Origin of the sequence: Pantoea sp. DY-17 (genome assembly GCF_019795975.1) — a bacterium.
Lineage (GTDB): Bacteria > Pseudomonadota > Gammaproteobacteria > Enterobacterales > Enterobacteriaceae > Pantoea > Pantoea leporis.
Genome location: NZ_JAIMIG010000006.1, coordinates 211,309 through 231,340 on the forward strand (window position 1 = coordinate 211,309; position 20,032 = coordinate 231,340).

Here is a 20,032-nt window from a genome sequence, read left to right on the forward strand (position 1 = left end):
AGAGTCGCTGATGTTACAACCAAAGCGTACGAAATTCCGTAAAGTGCACAAAGGCCGCAACCGTGGTCTGGCGCAAGGTACGGATGTCAGCTTCGGTACTTTCGGTCTGAAAGCTGTTGGCCGTGGTCGTCTGACTGCTCGTCAGATCGAAGCAGCACGTCGTGCTATGACCCGTGCAGTTAAGCGTCAAGGTAAAATTTGGATCCGTGTATTCCCGGACAAACCAATTACCGAGAAGCCGCTGGAAGTGCGTATGGGTAAAGGTAAGGGTAACGTGGAGTATTGGGTTGCCCTCATTCAACCGGGTAAAGTCCTGTATGAAATGGACGGAGTTTCGGAAGAATTGGCCCGTGAAGCCTTCAAGCTGGCAGCAGCAAAACTGCCTATCAAAACCACCTTTGTTACTAAGACGGTGATGTAATGAAAGCAAATGAGCTGCGTGAAAAAAGCGTTGAAGAGCTGAACACTGAGCTACTTAACCTGCTGCGTGAGCAGTTTAACCTGCGCATGCAAGCAGCATCCGGCCAACTTCAGCAAACCCATCTGCTGAAAGAAGTTCGCCGTAATGTTGCACGTGTTAAGACTTTACTGACTGAGAAGGCGGCGTAATGACCGATAAAATCCGTACTCTGCAGGGTCGTGTTATTAGTGACAAAATGCAGAAATCTGCAGTTGTTGCTATCGAACGTGTCGTGAAACACCCGATCTACGGTAAATTCATCAAGCGTACGACTAAGCTGCACATCCATGACGAGAACAATGAATGCGGTATTGGTGACGTGGTTGAAATCCGCGAGACCCGTCCGCTGTCCAAGACTAAGTCTTGGACGCTGGTTCGCGTTGTAGAGAAAGCGGTTCTGTAATAGAATCCGTTTCCTCTAAAAAATAAAACGAACGGCTCGTCTGAGCCGTTCGTTTTTTCTACCCATGTGCGAGAACCGGTGTTATAATGCCGCGCCCTCAATTATGGGGCTTTTTAACGACCTGAGGTTTGGGTCCCGAAGTAGTAGTTGACATTAGCGGAGCACTAAAATGATCCAAGAACAGACTATGCTGAACGTCGCCGACAACTCCGGTGCACGTCGCGTAATGTGTATCAAGGTTCTGGGTGGCTCGCACCGTCGCTACGCAGGCGTCGGCGATATCATCAAAGTGACCATCAAGGAAGCAATTCCTCGTGGCAAGGTGAAAAAAGGTGATGTCCTGAAAGCGGTAGTGGTGCGCACCAGGAAGGGTGTTCGTCGCCCGGACGGTTCTGTCATTCGCTTCGATGGTAATGCATGCGTTATTTTAAACAATAACAGCGAGCAACCTATCGGTACGCGTATTTTTGGGCCGGTAACTCGTGAACTTCGTACTGAAAAGTTCATGAAAATTATCTCTCTGGCACCAGAAGTACTCTAAGGAGCGAGCAATGGCAGCGAAAATCCGTCGTAACGACGAAGTTATCGTGCTTACCGGCAAAGACAAAGGTAAACGCGGTAAAGTAAAGAACGTCCTGACTTCTGGTAAAGTCATCGTTGAAGGTATCAACCTGGTTAAGAAACATCAGAAGCCGGTTCCGGCCCTGAACCAGCCAGGTGGCATCGTTGAAAAAGAAGCTGCTATTCAAGCTTCCAACGTTGCACTCTTCAATGCGGCAACCGGCAAGGCTGACCGTGTAGGCTTTAGATTCGAAGACGGCAAAAAAGTCCGTTTCTTCAAGTCTAATAGCGAAACTATCAAGTAATTTGGAGTAGTACGATGGCGAAACTGCATGATTACTACAAAGACGAAGTAGTCCAGAAACTCATGACAGAGTTCGGCTACAATTCTGTCATGCAAGTCCCTCGGGTCGAGAAGATCACCCTGAACATGGGTGTTGGTGAAGCGATCGCTGACAAGAAACTGCTGGATAACGCAGCAGCTGACCTGGCAGCAATCTCCGGTCAAAAACCGCTGATCACCAAAGCACGCAAATCAGTTGCAGGCTTCAAAATCCGTCAGGGCTATCCGATCGGCTGTAAAGTAACTCTGCGCGGTGAGCGTATGTGGGAGTTCTTTGAGCGTCTGATCACTATTGCTGTACCACGTATTCGTGACTTCCGCGGTTTATCTGCTAAGTCGTTCGACGGTCGTGGTAACTACAGCATGGGCGTTCGTGAGCAGATCATCTTCCCAGAAATCGATTATGACAAAGTCGATCGCGTTCGTGGTTTGGATATTACCATTACCACTACTGCGAAATCTGATGATGAAGGCCGTGCTCTGCTGGCTGCCTTTGAATTCCCATTCCGCAAGTAAGGTAGGGTTACTTAATGGCTAAGCAATCGATGAAAGCACGTGAAGTTAAGCGTGTGAAATTAGCAGACAAGTTCTTCGCCAAGCGCGTTGAACTGAAAGCGATCATTTCTGATGTGAACGCATCCGACGAAGATCGTTGGGATGCCGTTCTCAAGCTGCAGAGTCTGCCGCGTGATTCCAGCCCTTCCCGTCAGCGTAACCGCTGCCGTCAGACAGGTCGTCCGCACGGTTTCTTGCGGAAGTTTGGGTTGAGCCGTATCAAGGTCCGTGAAGCCGCAATGCGCGGTGAAATCCCGGGTCTTAAAAAGGCTAGCTGGTAATTGTCACCATTTGAATCACGGGAGTAACACAGATGAGCATGCAAGATCCGATCGCGGATATGCTGACCCGTATCCGTAACGGTCAGGCCGCGAACAAAGTTGCGGTCTCTATGCCTTCCTCCAAGCTGAAAGTGGCAATTGCCAACGTGCTGAAGGAAGAAGGCTATATTGAAGATTTTAAAATCGAAGGCGATATCAAGTCTGAACTGGAAGTTACTTTAAAGTATTTCCAGGGCAAGGCTGTGGTAGAGAGCATTCAGCGTGTTAGTCGTCCAGGTCTGCGCATCTATAAGAAAAAAGATGAGCTGCCAAAAGTAATGGCTGGTTTGGGCATCGCTGTAATCTCTACCTCTAAAGGTGTCATGACTGATCGTGCAGCGCGCCAAGCTGGTCTTGGTGGCGAAATTATCTGCTACGTAGCGTAATCGGAGGAATAAAATGTCTCGTGTTGCAAAAGCACCTGTCGTTGTTCCTGCGGGCGTAGAGGTAAAACTCAGCGGTCAGGAAGTTTCGATCAAAGGCAAAAACGGCGAGCTGACTCGTACTATCAACAGTGCTGTAGAAGTTAAGCATGCAGACAACGCCCTGACTTTCGCTCCACGCGAAGGTTATGCGGATGGTTGGGCACAAGCAGGTACTGCTCGTGCGCTGCTGAACGGCATGGTTATCGGTGTTACCGAAGGCTTCACCAAGAAGCTGCAACTGGTTGGTGTTGGTTATCGTGCAGCTGTTAAAGGCAACTCTGTGAGCTTGGCCCTTGGCTTCTCTCACCCTGTTGACCATGCACTGCCGGCCGGCATCACTGCTGAATGTCCAACTCAGACTGAGATCGTGCTGAAAGGCGCTGATAAACAGCTGATTGGTCAGGTTGCAGCTGATCTGCGCGCCTACCGTCGTCCTGAGCCTTATAAAGGCAAGGGTGTTCGTTACGCCGACGAAGTCGTGCGTACCAAAGAGGCTAAGAAGAAGTAAGGTAACACTATGGATAAGAAATCTGCTCGTATCCGTCGTGCGACCCGTGCACGTCGCAAGCTCAAAGAGCTGGGTGCTACTCGCCTGGTGGTACATCGTACCCCGCGTCATATCTACGCACAGGTGATCGCCCCGAACGGTTCCGAAGTTCTGGTTGCTGCTTCTACTGTAGAAAAAGCTATTGCCGAACAACTGAAGTATACCGGTAACAAAGACGCCGCTGCAGCTGTAGGTAAAGCTCTGGCTGAGCGCGCTGTTGAGAAAGGCATTACTAATGTCTCTTTCGACCGTTCCGGGTTCCAATATCATGGTCGTGTCCAGGCACTGGCAGATGCTGCCCGTGAAGCTGGCCTTCAGTTCTAAGGTAGAGGTCTAAGATGTCAAACATCGAGAAACAAGCTGGCGAACTGCAGGAAAAACTGATCGCGGTAAACCGTGTATCTAAAACTGTAAAAGGTGGTCGTATTTTCTCCTTCACCGCACTGACTGTAGTGGGTGATGGTAACGGCCGCGTTGGTTTTGGTTACGGTAAAGCGCGTGAAGTTCCAGCAGCGATCCAGAAAGCGATGGAGAAAGCCCGTCGCAATATGATTAACGTCGCGCTGACTCACGGCACCCTGCAGCACCCTGTTAAAGGTGCTCACACAGGTTCTCGTGTGTTCATGCAGCCAGCTTCTGAAGGTACCGGTATCATCGCCGGCGGTGCAATGCGCGCCGTTTTAGAAGTTGCTGGAGTACATAACGTTCTGGCTAAAGCGTATGGTTCTACCAACCCGATTAACGTGGTTCGTGCAACTATTGATGGCCTGGGCAATATGAATTCTCCGGAAATGGTCGCTGCCAAGCGTGGTAAATCCGTTGAAGAAATTCTGGGGTAATCACGATGGCTAAGACAATTAAAATTACACAAACCCGCAGTTCAATCGGCCGCCTGCCTAAGCACAAAGCGACTCTGGTTGGCTTGGGTCTGCGTCGCATCAATCATACCGTTGAGCGTGAAGATACGCCTGCTGTACGCGGTATGATTAACGCGATTTCCTACATGCTGAAAGTGGAGGAGTAAGAGATGCGTTTAAACACTCTGTCTCCGGCCGAAGGGTCTAAACACGCTTCTAAGCGTCTGGGTCGTGGTATCGGTTCTGGCCTCGGTAAAACTGGTGGTCGTGGTCACAAAGGTCAGAACTCTCGTTCTGGCGGTGGCGTACGTCGCGGTTTCGAGGGTGGCCAGATGCCTCTGTACCGTCGTCTGCCGAAATTCGGTTTCACCTCTCGCAAAGCAATGATCACGACAGAAGTTCGTCTGTCTGATCTGGCGAAAGTTGAAGGCGGTATTGTTGACCTGAATACGCTGAAAGCGGCCAATATTATCGGTGTTCAGATTGAATTCGCGAAAGTGATTCTTTCTGGTGAAGTTTCTGCACCGGTAACGGTTCGCGGTCTGCGTGTCACCAAAGGTGCTCGTGCTGCAATCGAAGCTGCTGGCGGTAAAATCGAGGAATAAGTAGCAGATGGCAAAGCAACCGGGATTAGATTTTCAAAGTGCCAAAGGTGGCTTTGGTGAACTGAAGCGCAGACTGTTGTTTGTAATCGGTGCACTCATTGTCTTCCGAATTGGCTCTTTTATTCCAATCCCCGGTATCGATGCCACTGTACTTGCCAAACTGCTTGAGCAACAGCGTGGCACCATCATTGAAATGTTCAACATGTTCTCTGGTGGTGCTCTCAGTCGTGCCTCAATCTTCGCTCTGGGTATCATGCCGTATATTTCGGCTTCTATTATTATCCAGCTGCTGACGGTGGTTCATCCAGCGTTAGCTGAGATTAAGAAAGAGGGTGAAGCTGGTCGTCGCAAGATTAGCCAGTACACTCGCTACGGCACACTGGTTCTGGCTGTATTCCAGTCGATCGGTATTGCTACCGGTTTACCGAATATGCCTGGAATGCAGGGGCTGGTAATGAATCCAGGCTTTGCATTCTACTTTACCGCTGTTGTAAGTCTGGTTACTGGGACAATGTTCCTGATGTGGCTGGGCGAACAGATTACTGAGCGAGGTATCGGTAACGGTATCTCGATCATTATCTTCGCAGGTATTGTTGCGGGACTCCCGCCGGCCATTGGCCATACCATCGAGCAAGCGCGGCAAGGTGACCTGCACTTCCTTCTGTTGCTGTTGGTTGCAGTTCTAGTATTTGCAGTGACGTTCTTTGTTATTTTCGTCGAGCGTGGCCAGCGCCGCATTGTGGTCAACTACGCTAAACGTCAGCAAGGTCGTCGTGTATATGCTGCACAGAGCACACATTTACCGTTGAAAGTGAATATGGCGGGCGTAATCCCAGCTATTTTTGCTTCCAGCATTATTCTGTTCCCGGCGACCATAGCATCATGGTTCGGGGGCGGTACCGGTTGGAACTGGCTGACAACAATTTCGCTGTATTTGCAACCAGGACAGCCGCTTTATGTGCTACTCTATGCGACTGCAATCATCTTCTTCTGTTTCTTCTACACGGCGTTGGTCTTCAACCCACGTGAAACAGCAGATAACCTGAAGAAGTCTGGTGCATTCGTACCGGGAATTCGTCCGGGAGAGCAAACGGCGAAGTACATCGATAAAGTAATGACACGTCTGACCTTAATCGGCGCACTGTATATTACTTTTATCTGCCTGATCCCGGAGTTCATGCGTGATGCTATGAAAGTTCCATTCTACTTTGGCGGCACATCGCTGCTCATCGTAGTGGTCGTCATCATGGACTTTATGGCTCAAGTGCAAACTCTGATGATGTCGAGTCAGTACGAGTCTGCATTGAAGAAAGCTAACCTGAAGGGCTACGGCCGTTAATTCGGGTGCTTGAGAAGTTACGGAGAGTAAAAATGAAAGTTCGTGCTTCCGTCAAGAAATTATGTCGTAACTGCAAAATCATTCGCCGCGACGGTGTCGTACGTGTGATCTGCAGCGCCGAGCCAAAGCATAAACAGCGCCAAGGCTGATATTGTCACATATTTTTCTTGCAAAGTCGGGTTGAGCTGGCTAGATTAGCCAGCCAATCTTTTGTATGTCGATGCGTTACCATTTGAGTATCCTGAAAACGGGCTTTTCAGCATGGGACGCATTTGTTTAATTATAGGAGTGCATAGTGGCCCGTATAGCAGGCATTAACATTCCTGATCAAAAACATACCGTTATCGCATTAACTTCGATTTTCGGTATCGGTAAAACTCGTTCTAAAGCCATCTGCGCTTCAACGGGTATTGCTGAAAATGTTAAGATCAGAGAGCTGTCTGAAGAACAAATTGAACAGCTGCGTGAAGCAGTTGGTAAATTCGTTGTTGAAGGTGATCTGCGCCGTGAAATCACCCTGAGCATCAAGCGTCTGATGGACCTTGGTTGCTATCGTGGTTTACGCCATCGTCGTGGTCTGCCAGTTCGCGGTCAGCGTACTAAGACCAATGCACGTACCCGTAAGGGTCCGCGTAAACCGATCAAGAAATAATCGGGGTGAGTAAATAATGGCAAAGGCACCAGTTCGTGCACGCAAGCGTGTAAGAAAACAAGTCTCAGATGGCGTGGCTCATGTCCATGCATCTTTTAACAACACCATCGTTACAATTACTGATCGTCAGGGTAACGCACTGGGTTGGGCAACCGCCGGTGGTTCCGGTTTCCGCGGTTCACGTAAATCTACTCCGTTTGCTGCTCAGGTAGCTGCAGAGCGCTGTGCAGAAGCAGTGAAAGATTACGGTATTAAGAATCTGGAAGTTATGGTTAAGGGTCCGGGTCCAGGACGCGAATCAACAATTCGTGCTCTGAACGCTGCTGGTTTCCGCATCACTAATATTACTGATGTGACTCCAATCCCTCACAACGGTTGTCGTCCGCCGAAAAAACGTCGCGTTTAATCGCCCGTTTTTAGGTTAGTTGGAGAAAGAAAATGGCAAGATATTTGGGTCCTAAGCTCAAGCTGAGCCGTCGTGAGGGTACCGACTTATTCCTTAAGTCTGGCGTTCGCGCGATCGATACCAAGTGCAAAATTGAACAACCACCTGGTCAGCATGGTGCGCGTAAACCGCGTCTGTCTGACTACGGCGGCCAGTTGCGTGAAAAGCAGAAAGTTCGTCGTATGTACGGCGTGCTGGAGCGTCAGTTCCGCAACTACTATAAAGAAGCAGCACGTCTGAAAGGCAACACAGGTGAAAACCTGCTGGCCCTGCTGGAAGGTCGTCTGGATAACGTTGTTTACCGTATGGGCTTTGGCGCCACTCGTGCAGAAGCACGTCAGCTGGTTAGCCATAAATCTATCCTGGTGAACGGTCGCGTTGTTAACATCGCTTCTTATCAGGTATCTCCGAATGATGTCGTAAGCATCCGTGAGAAAGCCAAACAGCAATCTCGCGTGAAGGCCGCTCTGGAGCTGGCTGAGCAGCGTGAAAAGCCAACCTGGCTGGAAGTTGATGCTACTAAGATGGAAGGTGTGTTCAAGCGTATTCCTGAACGTACTGATCTGTCTGCGGACATTAACGAACACCTGATCGTCGAGCTTTACTCTAAGTAAAGCTTAGTACCAAAGAGAGGACACAATGCAGGGTTCTGTGACAGAGTTTCTAAAACCGCGCCTGGTAGATATCGAGCAAGTGAGTTCGACGCACGCCAAGGTGACCCTTGAGCCGTTAGAGCGTGGCTTTGGCCATACTCTTGGCAACGCACTGCGCCGTATTCTGCTTTCTTCCATGCCGGGTTGCGCGGTGACCGAGGTTGAGATTGATGGTGTGCTTCATGAGTACTCCACCAAAGAGGGCGTACAGGAAGATATCCTGGAAATCCTGCTTAACCTGAAAGGGTTGGCGGTAAGAGTTCAAGGTAAAGATGAAGTCATCCTTACTTTGAATAAATCTGGCATTGGCCCTGTGACTGCAGCCGACATCACCCACGACGGTGATGTTGAAATCGTCAAGCCGCAGCATGTGATCTGCCACCTGACCGATGAAAACGCATCTATTAGCATGCGTATCAAAGTTCAGCGTGGTCGTGGTTATGTGCCGGCTTCTGCCCGAATTCATTCGGAAGAAGATGAGCGCCCAATCGGCCGTCTGTTGGTTGACGCTTGCTACAGCCCTGTAGACCGTATTGCCTACAATGTTGAAGCAGCGCGTGTAGAACAGCGTACCGACCTGGACAAGCTGGTCATCGAAATGGAAACCAACGGCACAATCGATCCTGAAGAGGCGATTCGTCGTGCGGCAACCATCCTGGCAGAACAACTGGAAGCTTTCGTTGACTTACGTGATGTACGTCAGCCGGAAGTAAAAGAAGAGAAACCAGAATTCGATCCGATCCTGCTGCGCCCTGTTGACGATCTGGAATTGACTGTCCGCTCTGCTAACTGCCTCAAGGCAGAAGCTATCCACTACATCGGTGATCTGGTACAGCGTACCGAGGTTGAGCTGCTTAAAACGCCTAACCTGGGTAAAAAATCTCTTACCGAGATTAAAGATGTGCTTGCTTCACGTGGTTTGTCTCTGGGCATGCGCCTGGAAAACTGGCCACCAGCAAGCATTGCTGATGAATAACCCGATCACAGGTTAAGGTTTCACTGAGAAGGATAAGGTCATGCGCCATCGTAAGAGTGGTCGTCAACTGAACCGCAACAGCAGCCATCGTCAGGCTATGTTCCGCAACATGGCTGGTTCTCTGGTTCGTCATGAGATCATTAAGACGACTCTGCCGAAAGCCAAAGAGCTGCGCCGCGTAGTTGAGCCGCTGATTACTCTTGCCAAGACCGACAGCGTAGCTAATCGTCGTCTGGCATTCGCCCGCACTCGTGATAACGAGATCGTGGCAAAACTGTTTAACGAGCTGGGCCCGCGTTTCGCGAGCCGTGCCGGTGGTTACACTCGCATTTTGAAGTGTGGCTTCCGTGCTGGTGACAACGCTCCGATGGCTTACATCGAGCTGGTTGATCGTCCAGAAGCTCAAGCAGAAGCTACTGCAGAGTAATTTGCAGTATCGTAAAAAACCCGCTTCGGCGGGTTTTTTATTGTCCGTAATTCCTTTCCATTTACTTCCCTTTCGCTATGCTGATGGCTGATACACCTATCAGGAACTCCCTTATGTGGCTAATTGATCAACTTGTAGAGCAACACATACGTGAAGCTCAGGAAAAGGGCGAGCTGAGTAATTTGCCCGGCGAAGGTGCACCTTTACAGCTAGATGATGACTGCGGAGTGCCAGTTGAACTGCGCACGGCATATCGGCTGTTGAAAAATTCTGGTTACTTACCTCCGGAACTTGAAATGCGTCGAGAAGCATTGGCGGTAAACGATCTGCTACGCGAACTGGATCCTGACGATGGCAAGGCGCGAGAACTGTCGAAACGCTTAGCTTTGCTAGAAATAAAACTCCAGCAAGCCGGAATCAGTACCGAATTTTTGCGCGGCGAGTATAGCGATAACATCCATCATCATTTGCAGCGGGAGAAATAGCATGTATCGGATTGGCCAGCTGGCAAAAATGGCGGATGTGACGCCAGACACCATCCGCTTTTATGAAAAACAGCAGATGATGAATCATGAGGTACGCACTGAGGGCGGTTTTCGTCTTTATAGCGACGATGATTTACAGCGGCTGCGTTTTATTCGTTATGGTCGCCAACTTGGCTTTAGCCTAGAGTCAATCCGTGGTTTATTGTCGATCCGCATCGATCCTGAACATCATACTTGCCAGGAATCCAAAGCCATAGTGGCGAAAAGATTGGATGAAGTGAATGGCATGATTGCCGAACTACAGACGATTCAACGTTCATTGCATCGTTTAGCTGAAACCTGCTGCGGCGACATACATAGCAGCGCTTGCTGTTCAATACTTGAAGCTCTGGAGAGAGGTGAGGAGCCGCAGCCTGAAATTTGTTGTAGTAAGGATTGAATTTTGCGCTGGAAGGAATATAGTTGCGCCGTTAATAACCGGAGGACGAGATGACTCGCTATCAGCACCAAAAAGGTAAAATCAACGATAATGCACTGGAAGCATTATTACATGATCCACTGTTTAGGCAGCGCATTGAGAAGAATCAGAAAGGAAGGGGCAGCTATCAACGTAAAGACAAACATGGCAAAGGACGTAACTGGGAGGCCTGTGATAAGCATAAAAGTTTATCACAGGCCTTCTTCTTTAAAGATAAAAAAGCCGCCTTACTTGGGCGGCTTTTTTATTATAATTTATCGTGATTTTGTTGTTTTAACAGGTCACGGATTTCAGTGAGCAGTAACTCTTCATTCGTCGGCTTAGGTGCCGCTTTCTCAACTTCTTTTTTCTGATACAGCTTGTTCATTACTTTAATTGCCAGGAATATCGCGAAGGCAACAATAACGAAATCGAACACGGTCTGAATAAAGTTACCGTACTCCATTACCACAGCAGGAATATCACCTTCTGCCGGTTTTAATATCCATTTAAACTGTTTGAAATCGACGCCACCAATCAGCAAGCCAAGTGGCGGCATGATGATATTGGCGACCAGTGAAGAAACAATCTTACCAAAAGCGGCACCGATGATGACACCTACCGCCAGATCAACCACGTTCCCGCGCATTGCAAAATCACGAAACTCTTTGAATAAACTCATTGTTATCTCCTTGCCTTGACCAATGGCTAAAGTCTAACAAACCTTTGTGCAATTGCCATTAGAACAATGGATTAAGCGAAATTTTCACGGCGGGCTTTCGCCCGCAGCTTTTACAGGAAGAATGGACTTGGCTGGAACAGGCGCTCAACATCGGGCACAAACTTCTTATCCGTCAGGAACATAATTACGTGATCGCCCTGTTCGACGCGCACGTTATCATTGGCGATGATCACCTCATCACCGCGCACCACAGCACCGATAATGGTTCCCGGCGGCAACTTAATATCTTCTATTAAACGCCCAACCACGCGTGAGGTGGTTTCATCGCCGTGTGCGATCGCTTCGATTGCTTCTGCAATACCGCGACGCAGTGAGGACACGCCCACTATATCGGCTTTACGTACGTGACTTAGCAGCGCCGAGATCGTGGCTTGTTGCGGCGAGATCGCAATATCGATCACGCTGCCTTGAACAAGATCGACGTAGGCGCGTCGCTGGATCAGCACCATTACTTTTTTCGCGCCCATTTTCTTAGCCAGCATGGCCGACATAATATTGGCTTCATCGTCGTTAGTGACCGCGATGAAGAGATCCACTTGATCGACATGCTCTTCGGCCAGCAATTCCTGATCCGAGGCATCACCGTAAAACACGATAGTATCGTGCAAGCGTTCTGCTAGTTCTGCCGCGCGCTGTTGATTACGTTCAATCAACTTCACGCTGTACTGTTTTTCCAGGCGCTGCGCCAATCCAAAGCCGATATTGCCGCCGCCAACTAACATGATGCGCTTATACGGTTTTTCCAGACGCTGCATTTCACTCATCACCGCGCGGATGTGTTGGCTCGCGGCAATAAAGAACACTTCATCGCCGGCTTCCACAATCGTAGAACCCTGGGGACGAATGGGGCGATCCTGACGAAAAATCGCCGCGACTCGCGTATCAATATGCGGCATATGTTCACGCATGATCGACAAAGGATTCCCGACCAGCGGTCCGCCATAATAGGCTTTAACCACTGCGAGGCTCACTTTGCCTTCGGCAAAATTCACTACCTGAAGTGCGCCAGGATACTGAATCAGGCGGTAGATATTGTCGATCACCAACTGCTCAGGAGAGATCAGATGATCAATTGGTACGGCATCAGGTACAAACAGCTTCTCAGCATCGCGTAAGTATTCAGCGGCGCGAATACGCGCGATACGATTGGGCGTATTGAAAAGGGAATACGCAATCTGACAAGCCACCATGTTGGTTTCATCGGAGTTGGTTACCGCCACCAACATATCCGCATCTTCAGCACCGGCTTCACGCAAAATACGCGGATGTGATCCGTGACCATGCACGACGCGCAGATCAAATTTGTCCTGCAATACGCGTAAACGCGTCGCATCGCTATCGACGACGGTAATATCGTTATTTTCTCCGACCAGATTTTCTGCCAGGGTTCCGCCGACCTGGCCGGCGCCGAGGATAATGATTTTCATGGCTTAGATGCTCTTGTCAGTGTGCGCAGCACTATTTTTTCATCAGCTTAGCGTAGAAGAAGCCGTCGCCGCCATCGATGGCCGGGAAAACCTGCCAGCCATTAGCCTGGCCCTGTGGTAACGTTTCGGCCACGGCGTCGCTATGCGCTGCCAAAAAGGCGCTGATTTGATTGTGATTCTCTTCCGGCAATATTGAGCAGGTGGCATATATCATCGTGCCGCCAGATTTTAGACACGGCCAGACGGCCTCAAGTATTTCGCGCTGTAGATTCGCCAGCTCAGGAATATCACGATCGCGACGTAGCCACTTGATGTCTGGATGGCGGCGAATAACGCCCGTGGCAGAGCAGGGTGCATCGAGCAGGATACGATCAAACTGCATATCACCACACCATTCTGCCGGTGTACGACCATCGCCCTGACGCACTTCGGCCTGCATGCCCATGCGCTGTAAGTTCTCATGCACACGGAGCAGGCGTTGCGGGTCAACATCGACGGCTAAGACTTTGGCCTGCGGGGCGATTTCGAGGATATGCGTGGTTTTACCACCTGGAGCAGCACAGAGATCGAGAATAGTTTCCCCATTTTTTGGCTCAAGCAACAGTGCGCAACGTTGTGCAGAAAGATCCTGCACCGTCACCCAACCTTGATCGAAACCCGGCAGCTGGCTGACTGGAGCGGGTGATTCCAGTCGCAATGCATCTTGTGCATCGCCAGGAAAAGCAACTTTCTCTTCTGCCTGCAATAGCGCCAGCCAGGCATCGCGACTGTGATACTGGCGATTGACGCGCAGCCACATCGGCGGTCGCTGATTGTTAGCTTCAACAATCTGTTGCCACTGTTCTGGCCATGCCGCTTGCAGACGTTTCAGCAACCAGCCTGGATGCCAGTAACGTTGCGAGCCCTGATCGACTTCGGCTAACAGCGCTTCTTGCTGGCGCAGGAACTGGCGCAACACGCCATTTAACAGGCCTTTTAAAGCCGTGCGCTTCAGCACTTCAGCACCCGCCACGGTTTCTGCCAGTGCCGCATGGGCCGGCACGCGGGTATATAGCAGCTGATAGAGGCCAACCATCAACAGATAATGCAAAACTCGCTGCTTACCGGTTAAGGTGCGCTCCATCAGTTTGCCGATTAAGGCTTCTAGCTGCGGCAGCGTGCGCATCACGCCAAAACAGAGTTCTTGCAGCAGCGCGCCATCTTTATCGGATAGGTTTTTTTGCGCGCCCGGCAAAATGGCACTCAGCGATTCGCCTTTGTCCACAACGCGTTCAATGAGTTGCGCGGCCAGGCTGCGCAAGTTGGTAGCTTTTTTCATGTTATTTCATCAAACAAAAAGCCCGGTCAAACCGGGCTTGGAGGATCAGGCCAGAACGGTTCCAGGTACGAACCATTCGCGGCGCGAATTGAGCAGGTCCTGAGCGGACATGGCTTTTTTACCGGCAGGTTGCAGCGATACCAGATTCAGCACACCATCGGCCGTTGCGATCTGAATGCCTTGTTTATCTGCAAGGACGATTTCACCGGGTTGCTTGTTCTGATGCGGCAAAACCGTTGCCTGCCAGACTTTTACCGGTTGCTCTTCAATCATGAAATAGCTCATTGGCCATGGATTGAAGGCACGAATACAACGTTCCAACTGCGCTGCGGAAAGTGACCAATCGAGACGTGCTTCTTCTTTGCTCAGTTTCTCGGCATAAGAGACAAGCGCTTCATCCTGAACTTCTGGCCTGGCATTACCGCTTGCCAGCAGATCCAGCGTTAGCAGCATGCCTTGCGGGCCGAGTTGCGCCAGCTTCTCATACAGCGTCGCGCTGGTGTCTTCAGCCGTAATTGGGCAGGAGAGTTTATGCAGCATGTCGCCGGTATCGAGGCCAACATCCATCTGCATAATGGTGACACCGGTTTCGCTATCGCCGGCCCAGAGAGAGCGTTGGATGGGTGCAGCACCTCGCCAGCGTGGCAGCAGCGAACCATGCACATTGATACAACCCAGGCGCGGCATCGCCAGCACGGCTTTTGGCAGGATCAAGCCATAAGCGACCACCACCATGATATCGGCCTGCAGATCGGCAACCAGATGCTGGTTCTCTTCAGGCTTCAGAGATTTCGGCTGAAATACGGGAATATCGTGCGCCTGTGCCAGGACTTTGACCGGGCTTGACGTAAGCTTATTGCCGCGTCCGGCTGGACGATCGGGCTGGGTAAAGACGCCAACAACCTGATGCTCAGAAGCAAGTAGCGCGTCTAAATGACGCGCTGCAAAGTCAGGTGTACCGGCAAAGATAATTTTGAGCGGTGCAGACACAGTTTAACCTTCAATGAGCACTTAATCTTCGCGTGCGTTTAGGCGGGCCAATTTTTCCAGTTTCTGTTTGATACGCTGACGTTTCAGTGGCGACAGATAATCAATGAAAAGTTTGCCATCGAGATGATCGATTTCATGCTGGATGCAAATCGCCAGCAGACCGTCGGTTTCCAGCTCAAAGCTTTTGCCGTCACGATCCTGCGCACGCACTTTGACCCACTCTGCGCGCAGCACAAAAGCACGTTGCTCAGGAATGGAAAGGCAGCCTTCTTCAATACCGGTTTCACCGCTTTTTTCCAGCAGTTCCGGATTAATCAGCACCAAACGCTCGTCACGGTTTTCAGAAACATCAATAACAATGATGCGCTGATGAATATCGACTTGGGTCGCCGCTAAGCCAATACCTTCTTCGGCGTACATGGTTTCAAACATGTCGTCGACAATACGCTGCACGTCTGCGTTTACGGTTGCCACCGGCGCAGCGATTTTGCGAAGGCGATCATCAGGGAAATGTAATACCTGCAAAACTGACATAAATATCCAGATCTGTATGCGTTGAAGAAAAGATTACTGCCTCATATTGTAGACTTTTTGATGTCTGATTGACAGCATTGCACCGCATGATAGCGCGGCTGACAGGGAGTGCAGCATGGAGAGAATTGAATGGATGCTCAGGCTGGCAAATGTAAAAGGCTTAAGCTCTGGAGTTGTCAGACATTTAGCGGAGGCATTGCAGGATGATGCTCAGGTTGATGACGATCTGTTACTGGATCAGGGATTAAACGAAACCCAGCGACAACAGTTTAAAGAGCTTTGTCCACGCCAGTTAGCACGAACGCATCTATGGCTGGAGGATGAGCAGCATCATTTAGTTACCTGTATCGACGAACATTATCCCTCGTCGTTAGCGGAAATCAGTCGACGTCCCTCATTGCTGTATGTCGCGGGAAATGTGGACATCTTGCAGACGCCCCAACTCGGTGTCGTGGGCAGCCGTCACTGCACGCATTATGGTAAGCAATGGGGAAGCTGGTTTACGCAGCAATTAGCGCTAAGTGGATTGACCATCACCAGCGGCCTTGCGCGCGGAATCGATGGCGTGGCGCATCGGGCCGCGTTAGAAGTGCAGGGCAAAACCGTTGCAGTATTAGGCAGCGGCCTGCAGCATATCTACCCTAAAAGTCATCAAGCGTTAGCACGTGAGATCATCGCTGGCGGTGGCGCACTGATCTCGGAATTCCCCCTTGATACGGCACCGCATGCGGTTAACTTTCCGCGGCGTAATCGCATCATCAGTGGTTTAAGTCTTGGCGTACTGGTAGTTGAAGCCACGTTAAAAAGCGGTTCGCTGGTGACGGCACGCTACGCTTTGGAACAAAATCGTAACGTTTATGCATTACCCGGCGCGCTAGGCAATCCGGGTAGTGAAGGTACGCACTGGCTTATCCAGCAAGGCGCGCTGCTGGTGGCGCATCCTAACAATATCCTTGAAGATTTACATTCAACGCTGCAATGGTTGCCTGATAGCAGTTCAGAAACAATATATTCACAACACAGTGACGATGTGCCATTGCCATTTGCAACTGTGTTGGCTAACGTAGGTGATGAGGTTACACCTGTTGACGTCGTCGCTGAACGTGCCGGCCAACCTGTGCCAGTTATCGCAGCTCACCTGCTGGAGCTGGAGTTAGCAGGATGGATCGCAGCTGTACCCGGCGGCTATGTCCGATTGAGGAGGGCATGCCATGTTCGACGTACTTATGTACTTGTTTGAGACGTATATCCACAACGAAGCTGAAATGCGCGTTGATCAGGATAAATTGACCGATGATTTAACCGATGCCGGTTTTCATCGTGAAGATATCTACAATGCGTTGAATTGGCTTGAGCGGTTAGCGGATTATCAGGAAGGCTTGGTTGCGCCAGTACTCATGGCAAACGATCCGCTCTCAATGCGAATCTATACCGAAGAGGAAAACCAGCGTTTAGATGCAGAATGTCGCGGTTTTATTTTGTTCCTGGAACAGGTCCAGGTGCTGAATATGGAAACGCGCGAGATGGTCATCGAACGTGTAATGGCCCTTGATACCCTCGAATTCGATCTTGAAGATCTCAAATGGGTGGTGTTGATGGTGCTTTTTAACATCCCAGGATGTGAAAACGCCTATCAGCAAATGGAAGAACTGTTATTCGACGTCAATGAAGGTATGCTGCATTAATAATTTGCGATTGATGCAACCGGTAATATGAGTAAATCAGCACTATTTTCCGTGCCTAAACACGATCCCTGCCCCGCTTGCGGGGCAGAATTAGTCATACGTTCCGGCAAACACGGCCCTTTTCTGGGGTGTGTAAATTATCCAACCTGCGATTACATTCGCCCGCTGAAAAGTCAGGGAGATGGACACGTCGTTAAAGTGCTGGAAGGCCATGCATGCCCCCAGTGTGGCGCAGACAAAGTTCTGCGTCAGGGGCGATTTGGCATGTTCGTGGGTTGCAGTCACTACCCGGAATGTGATTACACCGAAACTATCGACAAGCCTGATGAAACAGCTATCGCCTGTCCGCAATGTCAGAGCGGTAAACTGGTACAGCGGCGCTCGCGCTATGGCAAAACCTTCTACTCTTGCGATCGCTATCCAGATTGCCAGTTTGTCCTTAACGCAGCGCCGGTTGAAGGCGTTTGCCCGCATTGCCAGTTCCCTTTATTAATAGAGAAGAAAACCGCACAAGGCATGAAGCGCTTCTGCGCCAGCAAACGCTGCGGTAAGCCCATTGTCCAGGACGCATCATCATCATGAAGCCAAGCCAGTATTCAGCGGGTAGTCTCGATTTTTGCATTGAGAGGCTACAGCAACAGGAAGTTATCGCCTATCCAACCGAAGCCGTATTTGGATTGGGCTGCGATCCCGACAGCGAGGATGCCGTAATGGCGCTTTTGGCGCTAAAGCAGCGTCCAGTCGAGAAGGGACTCATTTTGATTGCAGCCGATTACGCGCAGCTGGAACCTTATATCGCCGACCGTGAACTCTCTGTGCTGCAGCGCGAGCGTATGTTTGCCAGTTGGCCTGGCCCGGTAACCTATGTAGTGCCAGCTTCGCCACATACGCCGCGTTGGTTAACGGGGCGTTTTGACTCACTGGCCATTCGCGTTAGCGATCATCCGGACGTACAGGCTTTGTGTCGCAGTTTTGGTAAACCTCTGGTTTCGACCAGCGCCAATCTTTCCGGCGAACCGCCTTGTCGTAATGCGGAAGAGGTTGCTAAGCAATTTGGTCCGCAGTTCCCGGTCTTACATGCTGAAACGGGTGGGCGACTGAATCCTTCTGAAATCCGCGACGTTATTAGCGGTGAACTTATTCGTCAGGGCTAACGCATGGAAAATTTTGCCGTATTTGGTCACCCGATTGCGCATAGCAAATCCCCTTTCATTCATAGCTTGTTCGCTGAGCAAACCGGCATTGAGCATCAATATGGCAAGGAGTGCGCGCCACTTGAGGGTTTTCCTCAGTCGATAGCCGATTTTTTTACGCATGGCGGCAAAGGTGCCAATGTCACGCTGCCTTTTAAACAGCAGGCGTGGGAATTTGCCGATGTGCTTAGCGAGCGTGCGGCATTGTCCGGTGCGGTTAATACGTTAAAGAAAGATGCGCAGGGCAAGATCTTCGGCGATAACACCGATGGCATCGGCTTGCTCAGCGATCTGGAACGACTGCAGATGATCCATCCAGGCGATCGAATTCTGCTGGTGGGCGCCGGTGGTGCTGCGCGTGGCGTAATCCTGCCGCTGCTCTCATTCGGATGTTCGCTGGTGGTAGTGAATCGCACCGTGGCACGCGCCGAGCAGCTGGCAGAGATTTTCCAGCATAGCGGGGATATCAAAGCGGCCAGCTTTGAGCAATTAACGGATCAGCAATTTGATCTGATCATTAATGCGACCTCGAGCGGTGTTGATGGCAAAGTTCCGGCGTTAGCCACATCGCTAATTAATGCGCAAACGCGGTGTTATGACATGTTTTATCAACAAGGTTTGACGCCATTCTTATTGTGGTGCCAGCAGCAGGGCGCGCAGCAGCTGGCGGATGGTGTTGGCATGTTAGTAGGGCAAGCCGCTCACGCTTTTCATTTATGGCATGGCGTGATGCCAGAGATCACGCCAGTGATAGCCAAACTAAAGCAGTCGATGCAGCAGAGGTAAGGCTGGCGATCAGGAATGTGATTGGCTTTCCTGAGCGAGATATTCATTCTTCCAACCAACATAGTTGTTAGATGAGTAAAGCAGCCCGGCGATTTCCGCTTCACTGAGTGGGCGGACCTGCTTAACCGGGCTGCCTAAATACAGGTAGCCACTCTCCAGTCGTTTACCTGGCGGCACCAAACTGCCAGCGCCAATCATCACATCATCTTCAACGATCACGCCGTCCAGCAGAATGGATCCCATACCAACCAGTACGCGATTGCCGATAGTGCAGCCGTGCAGCATCGCTTTATGCCCTACCGTGACATCTTCGCCAACAATCAGCGGATAACCTTCCGGATTGCTGCTGGACTTGTGAGTGACGTGCAGTACGCTGCCATCCTGAATATTGCTTCTTTTGCCTATCACCACTTTATTGACGTCACCACGAATCGCAACCAGCGGCCAGATGCTAACGTCATCGTCGAGTTGTACTTCACCCACCACCACGCTGCTGCTATCGATCATCACGCGATCGCCTTGTTGCGGGAAATGGTTCTTATAAGGTCGTAGGGCTGTGGACATGATCTTCTCCTTTTACGTTTTTACCCAAGCCTGCGGCTTAAAAGGCGGATAAACAAGATGATTTTTGAGCGGATCGCTCGCGATCGCAGCGAAAAGAGTGAAAACTCGCCAGTCGATTAAAAAGATCGAAAAAAGGGGTTGTGCAAAAAATTCGGATCCCTATAATGCGCCACCACTGAGACGGCAAAGCGGCAACGCAGACGGCTCGGCAGGGAGTGAAGAAATTCATCCCGCCGGATGAAAACGCTGAAAAAAGTGTTTGACTCCGAAGGAGAGTAGCGTA

Annotated in this window: 34 protein-coding genes; 28 read left to right on the top strand and 6 right to left on the bottom strand. The window is 50.4% G+C overall.

Annotated features, from left to right (window positions below):
• Nucleotides 1-10 precede the first annotated feature (10 nt).
• The 23 genes from rplP to K5Y33_RS22025 all read left to right on the top strand — a co-directional run bounded on the left by rplP (nt 11) and on the right by K5Y33_RS22025 (nt 10,794).
• Nucleotides 11-421 carry a 50S ribosomal protein L16 gene (rplP, locus tag K5Y33_RS21915; protein WP_015962145.1) on the top strand — a complete coding sequence of 137 codons (411 nt, stop codon included), beginning with the start codon at nt 11-13 and terminating at the stop codon, nt 419-421.
• The gene (gene rpmC, locus K5Y33_RS21920; RefSeq protein ID WP_007891662.1) at nt 421-609 is read left to right on the top strand and encodes a 50S ribosomal protein L29; all 189 of its coding nucleotides are present in this window, start codon (nt 421-423) and stop codon (nt 607-609) included. Before rplP ends, rpmC begins: the two co-directional genes overlap by 1 nt.
• Nucleotides 609-863, top strand: coding sequence for a 30S ribosomal protein S17 (gene rpsQ, locus K5Y33_RS21925; RefSeq protein ID WP_007891663.1), 255 nt, complete (start codon nt 609-611; stop codon nt 861-863). The genes rpmC and rpsQ overlap by 1 nt, the downstream gene beginning before the upstream one ends.
• 169 nt (nt 864-1,032) lie before the next feature.
• A complete protein-coding gene (gene rplN, locus K5Y33_RS21930) occupies nt 1,033-1,404 on the top strand; it encodes a 50S ribosomal protein L14 (protein WP_006120590.1) in 372 nt (123 codons plus the stop codon).
• Nucleotides 1,405-1,414: 10 nt separating this feature from the next.
• Entirely contained in the window at nt 1,415-1,729 is a 315-nt protein-coding gene (gene rplX / locus K5Y33_RS21935; RefSeq protein WP_007891664.1) for a 50S ribosomal protein L24, read from the top strand.
• A gap of 14 nt (nt 1,730-1,743) precedes the next feature.
• Nucleotides 1,744-2,283, top strand: a complete 540-nt coding sequence (gene rplE / locus K5Y33_RS21940; protein ID WP_007891665.1) for a 50S ribosomal protein L5 — start codon at nt 1,744-1,746, stop codon at nt 2,281-2,283.
• Nucleotides 2,284-2,297: 14 nt separating this feature from the next.
• Entirely contained in the window at nt 2,298-2,603 is a 306-nt protein-coding gene (gene rpsN / locus K5Y33_RS21945; RefSeq protein WP_007891666.1) for a 30S ribosomal protein S14, read from the top strand.
• A 32-nt stretch (nt 2,604-2,635) separates the two neighbouring features.
• Complete coding sequence (rpsH, locus tag K5Y33_RS21950; RefSeq protein ID WP_007891668.1) at nt 2,636-3,028, top strand: 30S ribosomal protein S8; 393 nt, start codon at nt 2,636-2,638, stop codon at nt 3,026-3,028.
• A gap of 13 nt (nt 3,029-3,041) precedes the next feature.
• Nucleotides 3,042-3,575 carry a 50S ribosomal protein L6 gene (rplF, locus tag K5Y33_RS21955; RefSeq protein ID WP_008104735.1) on the top strand — a complete coding sequence of 178 codons (534 nt, stop codon included), beginning with the start codon at nt 3,042-3,044 and terminating at the stop codon, nt 3,573-3,575.
• Between the two features lie 9 nt (nt 3,576-3,584).
• Nucleotides 3,585-3,938: a 50S ribosomal protein L18 gene (rplR, locus tag K5Y33_RS21960; RefSeq protein ID WP_008104733.1), complete on the top strand. Its 354-nt coding sequence runs from the start codon at nt 3,585-3,587 to the stop codon at nt 3,936-3,938.
• A 14-nt stretch (nt 3,939-3,952) separates the two neighbouring features.
• Entirely contained in the window at nt 3,953-4,453 is a 501-nt protein-coding gene (gene rpsE / locus K5Y33_RS21965) for a 30S ribosomal protein S5 (protein ID WP_007891679.1), read from the top strand.
• Between the two features lie 5 nt (nt 4,454-4,458).
• Nucleotides 4,459-4,638, top strand: a complete 180-nt coding sequence (gene rpmD / locus K5Y33_RS21970; protein ID WP_007891681.1) for a 50S ribosomal protein L30 — start codon at nt 4,459-4,461, stop codon at nt 4,636-4,638.
• 3 nt (nt 4,639-4,641) lie between these two features.
• Nucleotides 4,642-5,076 carry a 50S ribosomal protein L15 gene (rplO, locus tag K5Y33_RS21975; protein WP_007891684.1) on the top strand — a complete coding sequence of 145 codons (435 nt, stop codon included), beginning with the start codon at nt 4,642-4,644 and terminating at the stop codon, nt 5,074-5,076.
• A gap of 7 nt (nt 5,077-5,083) precedes the next feature.
• The gene (gene secY / locus K5Y33_RS21980) at nt 5,084-6,415 is read left to right on the top strand and encodes a preprotein translocase subunit SecY (protein WP_007891686.1); all 1,332 of its coding nucleotides are present in this window, start codon (nt 5,084-5,086) and stop codon (nt 6,413-6,415) included.
• 32 nt (nt 6,416-6,447) lie between these two features.
• On the top strand, nt 6,448-6,564 hold the full coding sequence (gene rpmJ / locus K5Y33_RS21985; RefSeq protein ID WP_004160566.1) for a 50S ribosomal protein L36: 117 nt from the start codon (nt 6,448-6,450) through the stop codon (nt 6,562-6,564).
• Nucleotides 6,565-6,710: 146 nt separating this feature from the next.
• A complete protein-coding gene (gene rpsM, locus K5Y33_RS21990; RefSeq protein WP_034830736.1) occupies nt 6,711-7,067 on the top strand; it encodes a 30S ribosomal protein S13 in 357 nt (118 codons plus the stop codon).
• A gap of 16 nt (nt 7,068-7,083) precedes the next feature.
• Nucleotides 7,084-7,473 carry a 30S ribosomal protein S11 gene (gene rpsK / locus K5Y33_RS21995; RefSeq protein WP_004160563.1) on the top strand — a complete coding sequence of 130 codons (390 nt, stop codon included), beginning with the start codon at nt 7,084-7,086 and terminating at the stop codon, nt 7,471-7,473.
• Nucleotides 7,474-7,505: 32 nt separating this feature from the next.
• Nucleotides 7,506-8,126 carry a 30S ribosomal protein S4 gene (rpsD, locus tag K5Y33_RS22000; RefSeq protein ID WP_007891687.1) on the top strand — a complete coding sequence of 207 codons (621 nt, stop codon included), beginning with the start codon at nt 7,506-7,508 and terminating at the stop codon, nt 8,124-8,126.
• A 25-nt stretch (nt 8,127-8,151) separates the two neighbouring features.
• The gene (gene rpoA / locus K5Y33_RS22005) at nt 8,152-9,141 is read left to right on the top strand and encodes a DNA-directed RNA polymerase subunit alpha (protein ID WP_007891688.1); all 990 of its coding nucleotides are present in this window, start codon (nt 8,152-8,154) and stop codon (nt 9,139-9,141) included.
• 40 nt (nt 9,142-9,181) lie between these two features.
• The gene (rplQ, locus tag K5Y33_RS22010) at nt 9,182-9,568 is read left to right on the top strand and encodes a 50S ribosomal protein L17 (RefSeq protein ID WP_008104728.1); all 387 of its coding nucleotides are present in this window, start codon (nt 9,182-9,184) and stop codon (nt 9,566-9,568) included.
• A 113-nt stretch (nt 9,569-9,681) separates the two neighbouring features.
• A complete protein-coding gene (locus tag K5Y33_RS22015; RefSeq protein ID WP_222235099.1) occupies nt 9,682-10,053 on the top strand; it encodes a DUF1992 domain-containing protein in 372 nt (123 codons plus the stop codon).
• Nucleotide 10,054: 1 nt separating this feature from the next.
• Nucleotides 10,055-10,492, top strand: a complete 438-nt coding sequence (gene zntR / locus K5Y33_RS22020) for a Zn(2+)-responsive transcriptional regulator (protein WP_101762568.1) — start codon at nt 10,055-10,057, stop codon at nt 10,490-10,492.
• Nucleotides 10,493-10,542: 50 nt separating this feature from the next.
• Complete coding sequence (locus K5Y33_RS22025) at nt 10,543-10,794, top strand: alternative ribosome-rescue factor A (protein ID WP_222235100.1); 252 nt, start codon at nt 10,543-10,545, stop codon at nt 10,792-10,794.
• Here K5Y33_RS22025 and mscL read toward each other — a convergent pair.
• The 5 genes from mscL to def all read right to left on the bottom strand — a co-directional run bounded on the left by mscL (nt 10,779) and on the right by def (nt 15,521).
• Nucleotides 10,779-11,192: a large-conductance mechanosensitive channel protein MscL gene (gene mscL, locus K5Y33_RS22030; protein ID WP_007891693.1), complete on the bottom strand. Its 414-nt coding sequence runs from the start codon at nt 11,190-11,192 to the stop codon at nt 10,779-10,781. The genes K5Y33_RS22025 and mscL overlap by 16 nt on opposite strands.
• A 110-nt stretch (nt 11,193-11,302) precedes the next feature.
• Nucleotides 11,303-12,679, bottom strand: coding sequence for a Trk system potassium transporter TrkA (gene trkA / locus K5Y33_RS22035; protein ID WP_222235101.1), 1,377 nt, complete (start codon nt 12,677-12,679; stop codon nt 11,303-11,305).
• Nucleotides 12,680-12,710: 31 nt separating this feature from the next.
• Nucleotides 12,711-13,997, bottom strand: coding sequence for a 16S rRNA (cytosine(967)-C(5))-methyltransferase RsmB (gene rsmB, locus K5Y33_RS22040; protein ID WP_222235102.1), 1,287 nt, complete (start codon nt 13,995-13,997; stop codon nt 12,711-12,713).
• Nucleotides 13,998-14,042: 45 nt separating this feature from the next.
• The gene (gene fmt / locus K5Y33_RS22045; RefSeq protein ID WP_222235103.1) at nt 14,043-14,987 is read right to left on the bottom strand and encodes a methionyl-tRNA formyltransferase; all 945 of its coding nucleotides are present in this window, start codon (nt 14,985-14,987) and stop codon (nt 14,043-14,045) included.
• A gap of 21 nt (nt 14,988-15,008) precedes the next feature.
• Nucleotides 15,009-15,521: a peptide deformylase gene (gene def / locus K5Y33_RS22050; protein ID WP_222235104.1), complete on the bottom strand. Its 513-nt coding sequence runs from the start codon at nt 15,519-15,521 to the stop codon at nt 15,009-15,011.
• A gap of 115 nt (nt 15,522-15,636) precedes the next feature.
• Here def and dprA point away from each other — a divergent pair, with 115 nt between their 5' ends.
• Genes dprA through aroE form a run of 5 tightly spaced genes read left to right on the top strand, consistent with a single transcriptional unit; the run spans nt 15,637 to nt 19,185 of the window.
• Complete coding sequence (gene dprA / locus K5Y33_RS22055) at nt 15,637-16,761, top strand: DNA-protecting protein DprA (RefSeq protein WP_222235105.1); 1,125 nt, start codon at nt 15,637-15,639, stop codon at nt 16,759-16,761.
• Nucleotides 16,733-17,206 (top strand): DUF494 family protein Smg, encoded by a 474-nt coding sequence (gene smg / locus K5Y33_RS22060; protein ID WP_007891699.1) that lies wholly within the window; start codon nt 16,733-16,735, stop codon nt 17,204-17,206. Before dprA ends, smg begins: the two co-directional genes overlap by 29 nt.
• Nucleotides 17,207-17,233: 27 nt before the next feature.
• Nucleotides 17,234-17,788 carry a type I DNA topoisomerase gene (locus K5Y33_RS22065; protein ID WP_101762573.1) on the top strand — a complete coding sequence of 185 codons (555 nt, stop codon included), beginning with the start codon at nt 17,234-17,236 and terminating at the stop codon, nt 17,786-17,788.
• Entirely contained in the window at nt 17,785-18,360 is a 576-nt protein-coding gene (gene tsaC, locus K5Y33_RS22070) for an L-threonylcarbamoyladenylate synthase type 1 TsaC (RefSeq protein WP_222235106.1), read from the top strand. Before K5Y33_RS22065 ends, tsaC begins: the two co-directional genes overlap by 4 nt.
• 3 nt (nt 18,361-18,363) lie before the next feature.
• A complete protein-coding gene (gene aroE / locus K5Y33_RS22075; RefSeq protein ID WP_222235107.1) occupies nt 18,364-19,185 on the top strand; it encodes a shikimate dehydrogenase in 822 nt (273 codons plus the stop codon).
• Between the two features lie 9 nt (nt 19,186-19,194).
• Here aroE and K5Y33_RS22080 read toward each other — a convergent pair whose 3' ends face one another.
• Nucleotides 19,195-19,749 carry a gamma carbonic anhydrase family protein gene (locus tag K5Y33_RS22080; protein WP_110867587.1) on the bottom strand — a complete coding sequence of 185 codons (555 nt, stop codon included), beginning with the start codon at nt 19,747-19,749 and terminating at the stop codon, nt 19,195-19,197.
• Nucleotides 19,750-20,032: the final 283 nt, after the last annotated feature.